Below are 16,178 nucleotides of genomic sequence, written 5' to 3'. Positions count from 1 at the left end.
GCATTATATCCTAGAGTATACAAAAAGGTGTGGGACATGTCTGCCTGGAAGCCAATGTTTTTCCTGTCCACCATTTCCAATAGCTCTACCATATGTTTCCAGCTGTGCATGCCGCCCCAACAGATTTCGCCTTCAGCAGCTAATCGCTCTCCATAATCGGCAGCAACATCACAGGCTTCACGAAAAGTTTGGGCGATCAATTTGCTATTGCCTTCAGGGTCCTTTGCCCAGTCAGTAACTCCAGCAGCTGAATCAATCCGCACCACTCCATAGTGCCTTACCCCTAGTTCATTGAGCCTCTTGGCAATGGCACAGGACTTCTGGACCATTTCCACAAAAGTCTTTCTTTGCTCTGCACTCCCCATGGCTGAACCTGCCCAAATAGGAGCTACCAGTGAGCCGATATTGAGCTTGTGTTTGGAAACTTTATCCGCCAATTTTTTGATGTCATCATCCGACATGTCTATGTTGAGATGGGGATCAAGTAAGCCAATATCGACGCCGTCAAATTTTACTCCGTCTACTTCGGCAGCAGCGGTCATTTCCAATAAAGTATCGAAAGGGATGACAGGTTCTGAATCAGGACCTTTGCCCACTATTCCTGGCCAGGTCGCATTATGGATTTTGGGATAATTGTTTTGTGACATGGTTATTTTGGTTATTGATTATTAGTTAATTGAGTTATTCGGTATTGGTTATTAATTGATTTAGTTATTGGTTTTATTGTCGAATCACCATTGATCAAAGCTTGAGAATTAGATAGGTTCTTCGAGTTTGAAATTTTGTACAAAGTACCAAGTACGAAGTACAAAGTTTTTCGTTCCTCCTAAAAACAGGCTGTTTACTTTGCTCTTTTTTTTGTTCATTTCCCAAATCTTTGAGGCTTTATTATCTTTTACTCTTTGTAATTTGATTTGACTTTTTTTGAGCGATTTTTATTGGACGTACCTAAAATTTCACTTAAGAACTTTTATGAACCTTTCTTTAATCGTTTTATTCCTAAGACCTTTACATTACCTTCAGTTTAGGAAAGTATATATTTTTCTGTTCTTCTTAGTACATTGTACTTGGTACTTGGTACAAACCCCTAACTTCTACTCCCCTACCTAAAGGTAGGCAAGCTCGTCTCTAAACTCTCGCTTCTACTTCCCTACTTTCAAATCCGGATTATTCGGGCCAAAGTGCTTCAGCATCACGATAGGATCTGTTTTGGAAGGATTGCTGATCGTAACTCCCGCCTTGGCAGCTTTTTCAGAAACAAAGTATTCATCATGGGTAAGTTGCCCATAACGGATCAAAGCCGGGGTTTCTATATCCCATACGCCCATTTTCCCATGTCCCTGCATCATGATCATCCCATAGGCAGCATTGTCTGTAATGGTGACGGTCTGACCAGGCAAAACCGTCAGTTCTTTGGCGCTGTAATCATGGGAACGGTAACAGATCCATTTTTCTACAAAACCTTGGGACTCCATCCACTCCAGATCATAGACCGGCTTGGGAAGCATGAAATGGTTGTCAAGAATGTTTGGGTTGGTATTCAGTTCCCAATCGATGACTTCAACCAGTAGATCATAATCCCCGATTCTGTCCTTGGGGGTGCCATTCCAGAGCAATTCTTCAGGAATAATCGCCTCATTGACCAATGACTGGTACATGGCGAAAATATCTGAAGCCTTCTGTGGTTCGTAAGTACAAAGGCTACCTGGAGCATGTAGCATACCTGGAGGTACATCCCATCCGGTGCCTGGTTCCAGCTTAAAGGCCTGAGAATAATTGGTAATCTTATTGTCCCCTTTGTTAAAATTCATCAAGCATTCCTTGATCTGCGCTTTGGTGGTACCCGGTGCAATACCAAAAAAGGTATAAGGAAAATCTCCTCCATGGTTGTTGAGCTGTGGAGGAAAGTAGTAGGCCTCTGGTTTTCCCTTTTGTCCCGTCATGGCCGCATACTCATCGTTGTGGTGGATGTGATGCGGCAGGGGTCCCATATTGTCAAAAAATTTGGAGTACATGGGCCAGCTTTTATGTTCTTCCCAAATCCTATTTCCTATGATTTGACCTTTCAGTTCATCAATGGCATCTTTCAGCAAAAAGAGCGTTTTATTGGCGCCATCCTGAAAAACAATATGGCTTAGACCTTCATTTTTGCCTGTCAAAGGACCATTTTGTGCAGGAGTGGTGGAGGAAAGCCATCTTTCATCGATACCTCCTCTCACTCCACCTAAGACATAATAGTCATCAGGATGCAGTTTTATCCTTCTTCCAGGAACACAAAAAGATCGTGGTACCCAGGTAGGTGTCAATCTGAGGATACCCTCGCCTTGTTCTAATGCTTTTTTAGCCAAACTCATGATAATGCAGGTTATTTTGGTTATTGGTTATTGATTTTAAAGAGATTTTCCAGGTCATCCTTTTCTGTGATGACTTTTAATTCAAGATCGTAATTCCTTTTTTCCCCTGGGGCCAACTCGATCAAAGTAGCTTCAGTTCTGGCTTTTGTCTGTCCAATTGGAGGATTGGTCGCAGGTTCCAAGGCGGTGACATATTCCCCTTTGCCCCAATGCTGCCAATTAATCAGCCATGGTAATTGAAGGGTATTGAACTTAATAGACAATCCAAGGCCCAACTTCTCATTGATAAAACCACAAATTGCTGAGCCATTTGCCTCCGCATGAGGCTTGATAAAAGCTACATCTTCCCCAAATCCAGCATGTGCATCCATGGGATCAGGACATTTTTTAAAATTATTGGAAGCATTGAAAATCTTATTTTTTGGATCCTTATCCATGGATTCCCATTGCCCTTTCCAAATAATATCTGTGCCTTTATCAATCAAAGGATAGCCACAATTGATATGGTATAATAGCATATGCGGGGCTGGAGTATTGCCTATATTGTTGATTTCGTCATGAATCTTAATAAGGTTCTCCCCAAGAATGCTAGAAATCGTTCTTTTTAATTCCAGTTGAGGACCAAACGTGGTGGTCTCCCTGACAAGCCCTGTCATACCCAAACTTAGGTCTCCACTCCTTAAATCAGGTTGCTTTATGGAGATGAGCTCTACAGTTTGGTTACTGTAATTTCCATGAAGGCCTCTTGTTCCATTTTGATCAGATTCAGGGCCACCAATATGGGAAAGACCACAAGTAGTCAGTAATCCTCCGGCAAATGTTCTTAGCCAGTCAATGCCTTGATTGGAAAAAGGTTGGGGGTGGACCACTCCGGCATGGCTGATCCATGCCAGGCTGTTAGCATTGAAAAAGGCATCCACGATGTCCATTCCACGGTCCAAGACGATTTTGTACCTTAGTCCCCCTCCCGTATTTACCCAGGCTATCCTTGTCCCTTTACCAGGTCCATTATCCAAAACAGAAGTCTCAATTCCACCCAATTGGGAGGAGTTGGAGATCTTGTTCTTGGAATAATGAAGCAATGGATTTAAGGTGTCGCCCATTTTAATTTTCCTTTAGGTAAATATTCTTGAATGCCACTTGCATTGGTGGGCCCACGTGAACCTGAAATCCCAGATATCCACCAAAACTTCGGTTGACCCGGTCTTCATCTACCACTTCACTCATCAAGACCCCATTGACGTAATGTTGAAGAAGGTTGCCTTTGATGACTAAATGCATATGGTTCCAATCTTCGGCTTGGATCAGACTTCTCAAAGAGTCTCTGTCACCCAGTTCTTTGGTCATCTCCAAACCACGCCATGCATTTCTTTCCACAAAGTCCCTGATTTCACCCGGAGGATCTTGGGGATTGATTTTGGTTTGCTGCCCTCTGTAAGCCAAGGTGGCCCTTTTCCGCTCCTCATAATTCTGTCCTGTGTAGGTGTTTTTACCATCTATATCAGCCTGATAGCCCCTCAGCGCAAAAGGAATATCCTCCAACCTTTCACTTCTGTAATTGATCCCGGAATTACCATCTTCGGTGATTTTAAAATCAACTTTTAACTCGAAATCACTTGGTTCACCCCCTCTCCAAATCAAAAAGGTATTAGACTTCAAATCTGTATCAGCAGTTAATTGACCGATAAGCAACCCCTCCTCCACCTTCCAAATATTCGGATCCCCTTCCCAGTCATCCATACTTTGGCCATTAAAAATGGATACAAAGCCATCATCTTCTTCCTCTTGACTTTCATCAGAAATTTTCTCTTGGCTACAAGCGGTAAAGCTGATTATTGCAAGGATGAACAGGTATTTTAAATTGCGAAATTCTTTCATAGTCTGTTTTTTTATAAATCTATTACCATTGACAGATAAGAGTAACCTTCACCCTGAGTGAAGCGAAAGCCTGCCCCGATCCTTTCGGGGAGTCTCCCAAAATAGAGGAGATCCTTCTCCCGAATTACTCGGGATCAGGATGACGGCTCGCTAGATGTCATTGCCTTTCTGTAAATGCCAAATTTTAAAATCTCAGCATGACGTTTCAATAGCTGTCAATTCTTTTTCTGTACATTTTCCAAAATGTTAAAATCTCATAATTATTGCTGATAGACTTCATGGTTTGGATTGCCACCAGAGATCAAATAAGCCATCAAGTCTTTTAATTCCTCTTCATTCAGCCGGTTGATCAATCCTGGCATCATGATGGAAATGTCAGAAAGTTTTTTACTGTTCACGTCTTTCTTTGGGATTTCTCTTAAATTCTGAGGATCAAAGGGGTTTTGTGAGATGTAGTATTTGTCTCTGTCCTCATTGGTCAGTTTACCCAAAACAGAACTTCCATCGCTCAGGTAGAAAATGGTCGAAGCATATTGGTCACTGATGACCGCATTGGGGTTGATGGTGGATTCCAGAATATCTTTTCGAGAAAACCGCGTGCCCAATTGGGTCAGGTCAGGTCCGACCACACCGCCCTCACCTTGCATGGTATGGCAAGAAAGACATAAGGTAGCGGCATACATGGCTTTACCCCTGACCAGGTCTCTACCTTTCAGCTCATCCATGAGTGCCAAAGCTTCATCCACTTTCCAATTTCTGCCCGGACCTTGAGGTTGTATGGCTGAAACAGCCAGGTCATTGCCGCTACCGGTCAGCAAGGAAGCACCAGACATCTCATTGTAATGATCAAATTCATTAGGGTCGACTTTACTCAAAGCCATTTTCCTGGCCCTGTCAATAAAGCCTACATAGCTTCGGCCTCCTTTGTATTGAAAAGCATCATGTACCCAGGTGAAATAAGCTTCTCTCAACTCAGAAGTCCAGCCTACTTTGGTACCCCCCAATACAGTTGCGAAATAAGATTGCTGGGCAGGGGGCACATTGGCCAACATGTCCGCAATGTCGAGACCGTACTGCGGATTTCTGAGTATCAGATCAGAGGAAGAAGTAAAGGTTTTTTGAAAGTCTGAGTCATCTTTTGCTACCCGAAGCTGGGCCACGATTTTTTCCACAGCATCAGGAGCTTCTATATGCACCAGAACTTTACTGAGCGACCTGTCCAGATTATTGTTTCCTGATGGAAATTTTGGATTGAGAAGAGCTGCCAACTGACCCTTCATGGTATTAGAAGGCATCCCCTGTCTGAATAGGCTCAACTCTATGGCCCGAACAAGGTTCAGCTGGTCGGATGAATTCAATCCTGCTAAATCCACAGATGCAAGAGCCTCCAAAATCCTTGGCTGAAGATTTTTGTCTCCATGTCGGACAAGGGCTATCATGGATTGAATCAAAACTCTCGGATCCTTTTCATTCAAAGCCTTTTCCTGCCATTCTTTGGCGGGCTGATGCTCTATTGCAATTCTTGCTGCATATTGGATAAATCTGTCCTCGTTTTTTAGATAAGGCCAAGCTGTTTCTACTGCTTCTGCTTTTGGCCCACCACTATGGAAAGCTTCCAGCATCCTTCTGGTTTGATGCGCCTCCGGTAAAGCGGAAGCCGTTTGGGCTGAACCTGCATCTTCCACTTTTCCAGCATAATAGACCCTGTATACATCGGACTCCAATCTCCTCCCCCCTGTCATGAAATACATAGCTCCATCCGGCCCAATAGCCCCATCCGTGAGGGGAAGTGGTGCACCCGAAATGAACTCCTCAGCAGTCGCGGTATAACTGGCCCCGGAAGGTTCTAGAAAAACAGAATAGATGATACCGAAACTCCAGTCAAAAGCAAAAAGGGCTTTACGGTATTTTTCAGGGAAATTTGATCCTGTCCCAAACATCACATTAGTAGGGGAACCCTGCCCAATATTCAAAATAGCAGGTAAATTATCAGGGTATTCGGGAGACCACTTTTGATTTCCTGTTCTCCAGCCAAATTCACTCCCACTGGTGACATGGCAAATACGGGTAGGCCTGTACCAAGGCATTCCAAAATCCCATTCCATGTCCGAATCATAGGTAAACAATTCCCCAGCTTCATTGAAGGCGATGTCATAAGCATTTCTAAAGCCTGCACTGATCAATTCCCAGTTTTTTCCTTCAGGATCAATTTTTGCAATCCAGCCTCCTGGAGCCATGCGGTTGTTGGCATGTCCTCTTGGATCTTTGATCAAAGGGAAGATATTGTCCTCATCCCAAACCCTTGGAAGTCGGTAGGCATCCATTTCAGGTACATCCACATGATTTCCAGCTACCAGATAGATGGATTGTCCATCAGGCGACACAACCATACTGTGTGGACCATGTTCTCCAGGCTCACCCTGAAGGGATTTAATCAAGGAGATTTTGTCATATTGATCATCACCATTGCTGTCCTGTAAGCGATAAAGTCCAGTGCCTTTGTCAAAAGCGTCATTGGCATTGTGATTAACCATCACGTAAAGGCTATTGAACGCATATAAAACTCCTTGCGCAAAGCCCATTCCCAACTTGGATTCATCCGTGCCCACTTTCAGTTTTTCCACCTTAGGGCTAAGGTCTTCAGCCCCTATGGGCGGGATTTCAAGACGATATATCGCCCCATATTGGTCTGTTGCGATCATCCTTCCTTTATCATCGAAAGTTACCCCTACCCAGGAACCTTGATCATTTTCTCCAGGGCTATAGATATGCTCTGCCACAAAGCCTGCCGGGAGTTTTAGCTTGGCTAATTTTGGATGGAGCGGTGTCCTGTCTTCTTCTTTTTTTCCACAGGAAAAAAGTAGGCCTAAGGTCAAAAGGATGCTGATTGATTTTAAAATTGAACTTTTTGTGTACATAAGTATCTTTTGTATGGGTATTCTTAATGAGAATTTTTTAACTATTCAGAAGCTCAAACGCCACTTTTCCATGCCCATCGGGAGTGGTGTAAAAGGGTCTTTTTTCAATCATGTAATGTTTATCAGGTGGGATGCCTAAGGCATGGTAAATGGTCTGGTGTATGCTATCAATCTTTATGGGTTTTTCTATTGTTTTGCAAGGCCTTTCATTTGAGGTTTTCCCGTACACATGTCCTCTTTTAATTCCGCCGCCAAACATCAGGATGGAACAGCCATCAGTAAAATGTCGGTGCATGCCATAATTCTTCATGTCTTCGATGATTTCAGGAACATCCACCTGATCAAGTACCTTCAAGTCAGGACGACCTTCGGTCAACATATCCCTACTGAACTCGCTTGCTACGATCACTAAGGTTCTTTCCAATCTCCCACTTTCATCCAGATCCTTGATCAACTGCGCTATAGGTGCGTCAATTAATTTCTTCATGTCTTTCAATCGGGTATGGCCGTTGTCATGGGTGTCCCATCCAAAAAAGGGCTCATATTCTGTGGTTACGCTGATGAATCGCGCTCCTTGGTTGACCAACCTTTTGGCCAATAAGCAGCCTAAACCAAATTTTCCTGTATTGTAGGTATCATAGCTTTCTTTTGGTTCCTGGCCCAGGTCAAATGCTTTGGCTTCGGGGGAGTTGAGAAGTACATATGCTTGCTCCATCGATCTCTTGAGCGATTCTTTCTGGTAATCGCTCCCAAATTCGCCCATGGGACCTTCTTTTATCAGATTTTCATATAGTTGATTCCTTGACTCAAAGCGCTGAATCGACATCCCTAATGGAGGCCGCACACTTTCCAGACCTGAACTGGGATCGGGAATCAGAAAAGGGCCAAATTCAGAACCCAGGAAACCCGCACTGTGAAAAGCCTTGAGTTCTTCCCCTTCTCCAACTGTAAATCTTTGACCTATATTGATAAATGGAGGGATGACAGGATTCAATGGCCCCAATTCTCTGGCAATCCAGGATCCTATATGCGGTACGACTACAGATTGGGGCGGTTCATAACAGGTATGCCAATGGTATTGGTGTCTGGTATGGAGGATATGGCCTAAATCTGCTGCCACATAAGACCGGATCAAAGTACCCCGGTCCATGATTTTTCCGATGGATTCCAATCCTTCAGAAAAATGGATCCCATCCAAAACCGTCGGAACCGATGGGAAAGTACTGAGCACTTCACTGGAATGCATTCCTTTACGGAATTCAGTGTGTTTTTTCGGATCGAAGGTTTCAGTATGCGCCATTCCACCAGCCATAAATAGCAGAATAATACTATCAGCAGTGGAAGGAATGGAGATATTGGATTGACAGGAAGAAAGCAAACCTGAAAGAGGGGATCCCATAGCCATGGTAGCCATTGCTGCCGCGCTTGTTTTCTTCAAAAAATCTCTCCTCTTCAAATGCTCATTCATGCTGTTTAGTGGTTTTGATTTTTCATTTAGTAAATTATCTGAAATTCAGGAAGTAACAATACCGCCCAAAAAAAATCCTGAATTTGTTCTGCCCCTGGTTGATCCCCCATGGCCTCTTTTGCGATTTTCAATTCTTTTTGACTCGGTTTTCTGAGTAGTATTTTCTGGTAGAATTCTTCAGAAATTAATTCTCCTTTTCCATATCTTTCTTTCCAAAGGATGGCTCCCTTTTCAAGCACTTCATAAAGTCTTTCTCCATTGGTCAGCTCCAATGCCTGTAAAAGACTGGCCTGGGAATCCCTTGAGGTGGTTACGATTTCCCTATTGGGTCTGCCCATGGCTGTAAGGAAACTGTTATTGGCTACTAAGGAGGCCCTTACATAAGTAGGGCTAGGCTGTTCATTTTTGGCCAATTGGAACGGATTATACTTAAGCTCTTGCGCATCAAATAGTGGATAGATGACCTGACTTACAGCGTCAGAAAATTGTTCTGCTGTCATTCTTCTTCTGGTCATGCCTGTGAAAGTGTAATCTTCTGCCAACAGTAAATCTGGACTTTTTATGGCCGAGGAAGCAGATTGGTATATTTTCGAAGTGGTAATCTGGTAAACTAAATCTTTCAAATCATACCCTTTGTCCACAAATTCAGAGGCCAGCCAATCCAATAAATCCTGACTCCAAGGGGCATTGTCCATTTCATCGACAGGCTCTACCAATCCTCTTCCCATGAGATGCTTCCAGACCCGGTTAACGATAGTTCTGTACATTCTTCCATTGGCCGGTTGCACCAGATTCTCGGAAAGTTGCCGGAGTTTTTCAGCTTTGGAAGCCAGACTGTCAATTTCCCCCAATTCTTCCCAGAGGATTTTGGTTGAGGCCATTTTTCCTGTCGGCTTTTCGCAGCGGCTGACCTCTAAGGTGGTGTCAGCAAAAATATTCGCAAAGGCATAGGCCTGGTCCAATTTCCAATCCGAAATAAAGCTATCATGGCAAGAGGCGCATTTGAGGTTAAGACCCAAAATTACCTGACCCACATTTTGGGCAGCCTGCATTTCGGTTCTTTGACTGGCATTGACAGTCCCCCTCCATCGGATGCCTTCAATAAATCCCTTGGATTTTTCATCTGGATTAAGCAGTTCTTTGACAAAAACATCATAGGGCTTGTTGTTTAAAAGTGATTGATACAACCAGTCAGTGATGTTGTACCTCCCATTGGTAATGTAGCCTGTGCCGGTGTAATCATTCCTTAAGTGGTCATTCCAAAAGGTTAGCCAATGCATGGCATAATCCTCATTTTTACTGAGCAATTGTTCTACTAAAATGGCTCTTTTATCAGGTCTTGTGTCTTCGGAGAAAGCATGCAAAACTTCTGGACTTGGAAGCAGTCCGATGAGGTCAAGGTATATTCTTCGCAAGAAAGTCTTATCATCAATGCCTTCAGGCCAAGTCAAACCTTTTTCCTGAAAATAATCATGGACAAATAGGTCCACAGGGTTTGTCAATCCCTTACCTGCCCTTGGCAGTGAAGGTTTTCGTGGGGCCAAGTCAGCAACCCTGTAGATGCTTGGCAGTGCGGCATTATCCGGCCAGTGGGCTCCTTTTTCTATCCATAATGTCAGCAAGGCTATTTCCTCTTTGCTTAAGGGGTTGGCTTTGGAAGGCATTACCTCTTTGTGGTTTTTGGGGAGATTAATTCTTCTGATCAGCTCACTATGTTGTGGGGCTCCAGCCACAATTACTGCTCCTGATTCCCCTCCTTTAAATACATGTTCTTTGGAGTCCAACCTTAACTCCCCTTCGATCTTAGCCCCACTATGGCACTTGTAGCAATTATGGGCTAGAATAGTCCTTACTTCACCAATTAGTTTCAGTTCTGCATCTGAGGAAAGTGTGCCTGTTTCTGATTGGTAATGGGCTAAATCAAAATTACCGGATTGGTAAGGAGACAGACTTTGATTCCAAGGCAAGGTACTGCTTAGAAAATCTTCTCCATGAGTCAAAGAAGCACCCATATGGCCTGTAAGGATAATGCCGATAGTGGTTGTAAAAAGTATTGCCCGGAAAAACTTAATATTTTTAAATTTATTTTTTAGCTCGATCTGATGCCAAAACCATAGCAAAACCAAGCATATAGCTGCAGTGACAAATCCGAATAGCTGATGCCGGTCCAGTAAATCACCAGAAATATTTTCATTTTCGGCCAACTGCCATCCAAAAAATGCGGCAATAAGTGCTGAAAAAATACCACCAAGGAGAATGGCATTGATGCCAGGCCTCAATTTAGATTGGTATTTTCCAATGGTGAAAATTTCCAGAATGGCAGCAAAAATCAGAAGGGCAATAGGGAAATGGACTACAAGGGGATGAAGTCTTCCAAGAAATTGCCAAAGCCAGAAATTTTCTGCCATCATAGGTTATTTTGGGCCACTTGTTATAAAAGGGTATAAGGTAAGTGAATATATAATTTTCTAAATTTTTATACAAACAACTGTCCTGTACCTACCTGTACGATGGGAAAACCAGATGTCAATTTATTTTGGGTGGATTTACCTAATTGTTGAAATCTATCAAAGAAAGATGGAGTGCCCGTCATGCTGAGTTTTTAATATTTAGGGAAATCTAAAGTAAACGTAACGACAATGTTACACGCCATGCTTCTCCAGAGTAATTAGGGAGAAGGATCTCCTCTATTTTGGGAGACTCTTCTCCGCCTGTGGCGGATCAGAGTGACGATTCCGGTAATCTGTCATTGATAACGAACTCTAGACACTTCTTTTTAACCCTTTACCATCATTCTCTTTTTGCGTTTCCAAGTAAATACTTAAATTCCAAAAAGATATATTGCTGTTTAAAGCAGGATATGGCAGGATAGATTTCCAAAGATTAAGGTGGAGTTTTTATCCATATATATTGTGTAACCGATAAATGTCCTTATAAACCGATTCTTGAGAATAAACGAATGAAAAACCTCTTAATGATCCGTGCTAAAAGATTACTCAAGCACTTGGCAATTCTTAGCTTTTTGATACCCCTTTTTCAATGTAGCCAAAAAGAGGGTATAAAGTTTAATAAAGGTGATCATATCATCCTTATCGGTAATAATCTCGGCTCCAGAATGATGGATTATGGGCTTTTTGAAACGGAAATGCATGTCCGATATCCGGATAGCCTGCTGTATATTCGGAATATGTGCGACGGGGGCAATACCCCTGGTTTCCGTCCGCATTCAGGAAGATTTTCTCCCTGGGCTTTTCCAGGGGCTGAAGATTTTCAGACAGAGTTTGCAAATAATTCCAATTCTGAAGGGCATTTTGAAAGTCCTGATGAGTGGCTAAATAGACATAAAGCGGATATCATTTTGGCCTTTTTTGGGTACAGTGAGTCTTTCCAAGGAAAAGAAGGGCTGGGAAATTATAAAGCCGAATTGGATGCTTTTATCAGGCATACTTTACAACAAAGTTACAACGGGAATACACCAGCCCAATTGGTCATCATTTCGCCGATTGCCTTTGAGGACTTATCGGCAATGAAGGATCTGCCCAATGGGAAACAAGAAAACAAAAACCTTGAATTGTATACTTTAGCGATGAAGGAAGTTGCTGAGAAGCATAAAGTCCTCTTTGTGGATGCCTTCAACCCATCGAAAAAATGGTATGCATCCAATAAAGCACCTTTAACCATAGACGGGTCCCAACTCAATGAATTGGGCTATCAAAAATTAGCGGTCTTGTTGGCGGATCAGGTATTTGGTAAAGCCAAACCCAAGGCAGCAAATCATAGGGATTTGATCCATGAATTGGTCATGAGAAAGAACTGGATGTGGCACAATGATTTCAAGAGTCCGAATGGAGTCCATGTCTATGGAAGAAGGTATAAACCATTTGGTCCGGATAATTATCCTTACGAGTTGGAAAAAATCAGGCAGATGACCGCCATCCGGGATGAAGCCATCTGGAAGGCCGCTAAAGGGGAAATCATGGATATTGAAGCTGCTGACAAAAATACCATTGAATTACCTCCAGTAGAGACCAATTACAATCCACAACAAAATGGGAACCTGACGTATCTCTATGGTCAAGATGCCCTTGATCAGCTTACTGTACCCGAAGGATATAAAATCGAACTTTTTGCTTCAGAGGTTGAATTTCCGGATTTGGCCAATCCAGTTCAAATGAGTTTTGATAATAAAGGCCGGTTGTGGATAGCGACTTGCCCCAGTTATCCCCATTACAAGCCTGGTAATGAAAAACCCAATGACAAGATTATTATACTGGAGGATACCAACGGTGATGGCAAAGCAGATAAGCAGACCGTTTTTGCTGATGGGCTTCACCTTCCTATGGGATTTGAAATAGCGCCAGAAGGAGTCTATGTTTCTCAGGGTACCCATCTGAAAATACTCATTGACACCAATGGAGATGACCGGGCAGATAAAGTTGAAATATTGCTCAGTGGTTTTGATGACCACGATACCCACCATGTAATTTCTGCCTTTGCTGCTGATCCTTCCGGGGCGATTTACATGGGGGAAGGAGTATTTTTGCATTCCAATGTAGAGACTTCCTATGGAACTGTTCGGGCCACAAATGGAGGGTTTTTCAGGTATAATCCTACCAGACACCACTTAGAAAGGACTGCGCAATTGTCCATTCCCAATCCATGGGGGATTGCTTTTGACGATTGGGGGCAGAATTTCTTTGCAGAAACATCCGGCCCCGATGTGATGTGGATGATGCCGGGCACGGTTCTGCCCAGGTATGGAGAAGCTACTCACAAGTCCTTTAATTTGATTGAGGATGCACACAGAGTTAGGCCAACTTCTGGGTTAGAGTTTGTTTCCAGCAGGCATTTCCCTGATGAAGTCCAAGGAGATATTTTGATCAACAATACTATTGGTTTTTTAGGAATGAAACAGCATGCCGTGGAAGATGATGGAACGGGGTATAGGACCCGTCATCGATTAGACTTGGTAAAAGGCAGCGACAGGAATTTTCGTCCAGTGGATATGGAGTTTGCCCCGGATGGTTCACTTTACTTTATTGATTGGCACAATGTACTCATAGGCCATATGCAGCACAATGCCCGAGACCCATTGAGGGACCATGTTCACGGCAGGGTCTATCGAATCACTTATCCCTCCAGACCCTTGGTGGAGCCTGCAAAAATCCATGGCGCCAGTATTCCGGAACTTTTGGAAAATTTGAAATTACCGGAGTTCAGGACAAAGTACAGGACCAAAAGAGAACTAAGGGGCAGAAATGCAGATCAGGTTGTGAAAGCTATCTCATCGTGGACCGCCTCTTTAGATAAAAATGACCCGAAATATGAAGCTTATCTTTTGGAAGCCCTATGGGTCAGTTGGGGTTTAAATAAAGTGGATAAAGAACTGTTAAAACAATTACTCAAGGCAGATGATTTTAGAGTAAGGGCTGCTGCTGTAAGGGTATTGCGGTATAATACACATCAGGTGGCCGATCACTCAGATTTACTGATGGAAGCCGTAAGGGATGCACATGGCCGCGTCAGGTTGGAGGCTATTACAGCTGCTTCCTGGCTTCCAAAAGAAAAAAGCCTGCCCATTTTAGCTGAGGCCGAGAAAATGCCCTTGGACAATTGGATGGTCCATGCCCATGAAGCTGCAGTAGCCCATATCAATGGGATTTCTGTCAGGGAAAAGAAAGAGGAGGATATCAAATCCAATCTAACTGGAGGAGATCAGGAGTTATACCTCATAGGGAAAGAGATTTACAATAGAGATGGGTTTTGTGCAACCTGCCATCAGCCCGATGGCAGAGGGCTATCGGCCTCTCAATTTCCCCCTCTTGTAGGAACCCAATGGGTATTAGGCAGTGAAGAGCGGTTGATCAAATTGGTACTTAAGGGTTTGATGGGGCCAATTGAAGTTCTTGGAAAGGAATACCCTGGCCATGTGCCAATGACACCCTACGAAGGTATGCTCAATGACAATGAGATTGCAGCAGTCTTGACATATGTGAGAAACTCTTTTGGAAATCAGGCAGCTGCCATTCGACCTGACAAGGTGAAAGAGGTAAGGGTAGCAGTTGAAAATAAGCGGGGGTTTTATTCACCAGCTGAGTTGTTGAAAGAGCATCCGATGGAAAAATGAGATTTTGGACTTGCCTGCTGCAAGCAGGAGCGAGAGACGAGACTCAAGATATAATACACAAGACACAAGAAGAAATTTAAAAGGGTTGGTTAGAATGTACCAAGTACCATTGACTGTCCCGTATTCTAAGATTAAAGCAAGTAAAATAATACAATTTTTAAGAAGCAAACCCGAATGTTTCTACATATGGAGTATTTCGTTTGGCAACTGCAAAGACTCTTGCAATGAGTTTGTTCCTTATCGTGTTTAGTACACTCATTTTGTTTTTTCCTTCCTCTACTTTTCTTTGATAATACAACCTCATTTCAGGATTGTGCTGGATAGCACTTTCAGCACACAATGTTAAAAGGCTCTTGATTTGTTTGTTTGCAAGATTACTTGTTTTGGTTTTTCCTTTGTATAAACCTGATTCATTTGGGTAGGGAGCTGTTCCCGAGAAGCTTGCAAACTTTCTCCAGTTCTCAAAAGAAGAAAAACCCTTGGTAAGCACAATCATTATTATGGCTGTTTGAGGTCCTATCCCTTTGATCGTCTGGATGAGCTTATACTGCCTATGTAGCTTCTCTTCCTTTTTGATCAGTTTTCTGATTTCATTGTCAATACCTTGAATCTCCTTATCCAGGCATTCAATTATCTTTTTATGGGATTCAGTGTAAAATACGAACTCAGTATCCGGGAACACCTCTTTAAATTCCTTTATCCTGGTTTTGAACCCTGCCCTTTCCTGAACCAGACGTTCTCTGTATGACGCGAGCTTTTTTAGAGCCCTTAATGTTGCTGAAGGCATTTCAAAGAGTTTTATTTTCTCCCTCTTTTCATAGACATATTCTGCTATCAGCTTTGAATCAGTCTTGTCGGATTTACCTCTCCTTATACCCATGGATCTTTTTATTTCCAAGCCTGAGACAACTGTAAACGGGAAATTCTGTTCATCCAGAAACATCATCAGATTATCCGAATAAAGCCCTGTATGCTCAAAAGCAAAAATGATTTCAGAGCAAATTACCTCTCCGGTTTGCTACATGATCCACTCTGTCATTTCAGCAAATCCTTTCTTGTTATTACTGAAAACAGCATGTCTGCCACCCCGGAGCAAGTAAACATCAATAGTTGATTTACTGACATCAATTCCGATAAATACTTTAAATTTCATAACTTTGGATTATAGATTTAACAAATAAAGTTGCCAAAACTTACACCTTTAGAAGGCCTGGAAACCTAAAATTCTAATTGGTTCTTTAGGCAACTAATTAAAGAATGGGGACTAATACGGGACATAGGTTTTACCTAGAAAATCGGAAAGTTCACCCCATTCTTTTTTAGTAAATTTAATTTATCAACATTTATTAACAAGTTATCAGTCTCCCCCCAGACCCCCCTCATTGTTGATAACTATAAATGCTGTTTTAAGAAAATTACTATTTTTTAAATCT

10 protein-coding genes are annotated in these 16,178 nt (G+C 42.7%); 1 reads left to right on the top strand and 9 read right to left on the bottom strand.

Going from position 1 to position 16,178, the window contains the following annotated elements; translation table 11 throughout:
* From QZT73_RS13670 to QZT73_RS13640, 7 genes are all read right to left on the bottom strand, one after another.
* The coding region (locus QZT73_RS13670; RefSeq protein WP_291788688.1) for a TIM barrel protein at positions 1–647 on the bottom strand (647 nt) is incomplete at its 3' end.
* 495 nt (positions 648–1,142) lie between these two features.
* Entirely contained in the window at positions 1,143–2,354 is a 1,212-nt protein-coding gene (locus QZT73_RS13665) for a hypothetical protein (protein ID WP_291788686.1), read from the bottom strand.
* Positions 2,355–2,374: 20 nt separating this feature from the next.
* On the bottom strand, positions 2,375–3,457 hold the full coding sequence (locus tag QZT73_RS13660; RefSeq protein WP_291788683.1) for an aldose 1-epimerase family protein: 1,083 nt from the start codon (positions 3,455–3,457) through the stop codon (positions 2,375–2,377).
* A 1-nt stretch (position 3,458) separates the two neighbouring features.
* Positions 3,459–4,232 (bottom strand): DUF1080 domain-containing protein, encoded by a 774-nt coding sequence (locus QZT73_RS13655; RefSeq protein ID WP_291788680.1) that lies wholly within the window; start codon positions 4,230–4,232, stop codon positions 3,459–3,461.
* A 260-nt stretch (positions 4,233–4,492) separates the two neighbouring features.
* Entirely contained in the window at positions 4,493–7,150 is a 2,658-nt protein-coding gene (locus QZT73_RS13650) for a c-type cytochrome (RefSeq protein WP_291788678.1), read from the bottom strand.
* Positions 7,151–7,187: 37 nt separating this feature from the next.
* On the bottom strand, positions 7,188–8,618 hold the full coding sequence (locus tag QZT73_RS13645; protein ID WP_291788676.1) for a DUF1501 domain-containing protein: 1,431 nt from the start codon (positions 8,616–8,618) through the stop codon (positions 7,188–7,190).
* A 26-nt stretch (positions 8,619–8,644) separates the two neighbouring features.
* Positions 8,645–11,029, bottom strand: a complete 2,385-nt coding sequence (locus QZT73_RS13640) for a DUF1549 domain-containing protein (protein ID WP_291781019.1) — start codon at positions 11,027–11,029, stop codon at positions 8,645–8,647.
* A 548-nt stretch (positions 11,030–11,577) separates the two neighbouring features.
* Between QZT73_RS13640 and QZT73_RS13635 the strand changes: the two genes are divergently transcribed.
* Entirely contained in the window at positions 11,578–14,745 is a 3,168-nt protein-coding gene (locus QZT73_RS13635) for a PVC-type heme-binding CxxCH protein (protein WP_291788674.1), read from the top strand.
* Between the two features lie 157 nt (positions 14,746–14,902).
* Here the strand turns inward: QZT73_RS13635 and QZT73_RS13630 are convergent, their stop codons facing one another.
* Entirely contained in the window at positions 14,903–15,733 is an 831-nt protein-coding gene (locus QZT73_RS13630; RefSeq protein ID WP_291781025.1) for a transposase, read from the bottom strand.
* 30 nt (positions 15,734–15,763) lie between these two features.
* Positions 15,764–15,898 (bottom strand): hypothetical protein, encoded by a 135-nt coding sequence (locus QZT73_RS13625; protein ID WP_291781014.1) that lies wholly within the window; start codon positions 15,896–15,898, stop codon positions 15,764–15,766.
* Positions 15,899–16,178 lie beyond the last annotated feature (280 nt).

The organism is Cecembia sp. (assembly GCF_007126775.1).
Lineage (GTDB): Bacteria > Bacteroidota > Bacteroidia > Cytophagales > Cyclobacteriaceae > Cecembia.
The sequence above is the reverse complement of the archived record's forward strand: the minus strand, read 5'-3'. Positions and strand labels throughout refer to the sequence as shown.

Excerpts from the sequence above, each read along its gene's own strand:
- QZT73_RS13665 (WP_291788686.1), bottom strand. The coding sequence starts at position 2,354 with ATGAGTTTGGCTAAAAAAGCATTAGAACAAGGCGAGGGTATCCTCAGA.
- QZT73_RS13660 (WP_291788683.1), bottom strand. The coding sequence starts at position 3,457 with ATGGGCGACACCTTAAATCCATTGCTTCATTATTCCAAGAACAAGATC.
- QZT73_RS13655 (WP_291788680.1), bottom strand. The coding sequence starts at position 4,232 with ATGAAAGAATTTCGCAATTTAAAATACCTGTTCATCCTTGCAATAATC.
- QZT73_RS13650 (WP_291788678.1), bottom strand. The coding sequence starts at position 7,150 with ATGTACACAAAAAGTTCAATTTTAAAATCAATCAGCATCCTTTTGACC.
- QZT73_RS13645 (WP_291788676.1), bottom strand. The coding sequence starts at position 8,618 with ATGAATGAGCATTTGAAGAGGAGAGATTTTTTGAAGAAAACAAGCGCG.
- QZT73_RS13640 (WP_291781019.1), bottom strand. The coding sequence starts at position 11,029 with ATGATGGCAGAAAATTTCTGGCTTTGGCAATTTCTTGGAAGACTTCAT.
- QZT73_RS13635 (WP_291788674.1), top strand. The coding sequence starts at position 11,578 with ATGAAAAACCTCTTAATGATCCGTGCTAAAAGATTACTCAAGCACTTG.
- QZT73_RS13625 (WP_291781014.1), bottom strand. The coding sequence starts at position 15,898 with ATGAAATTTAAAGTATTTATCGGAATTGATGTCAGTAAATCAACTATT.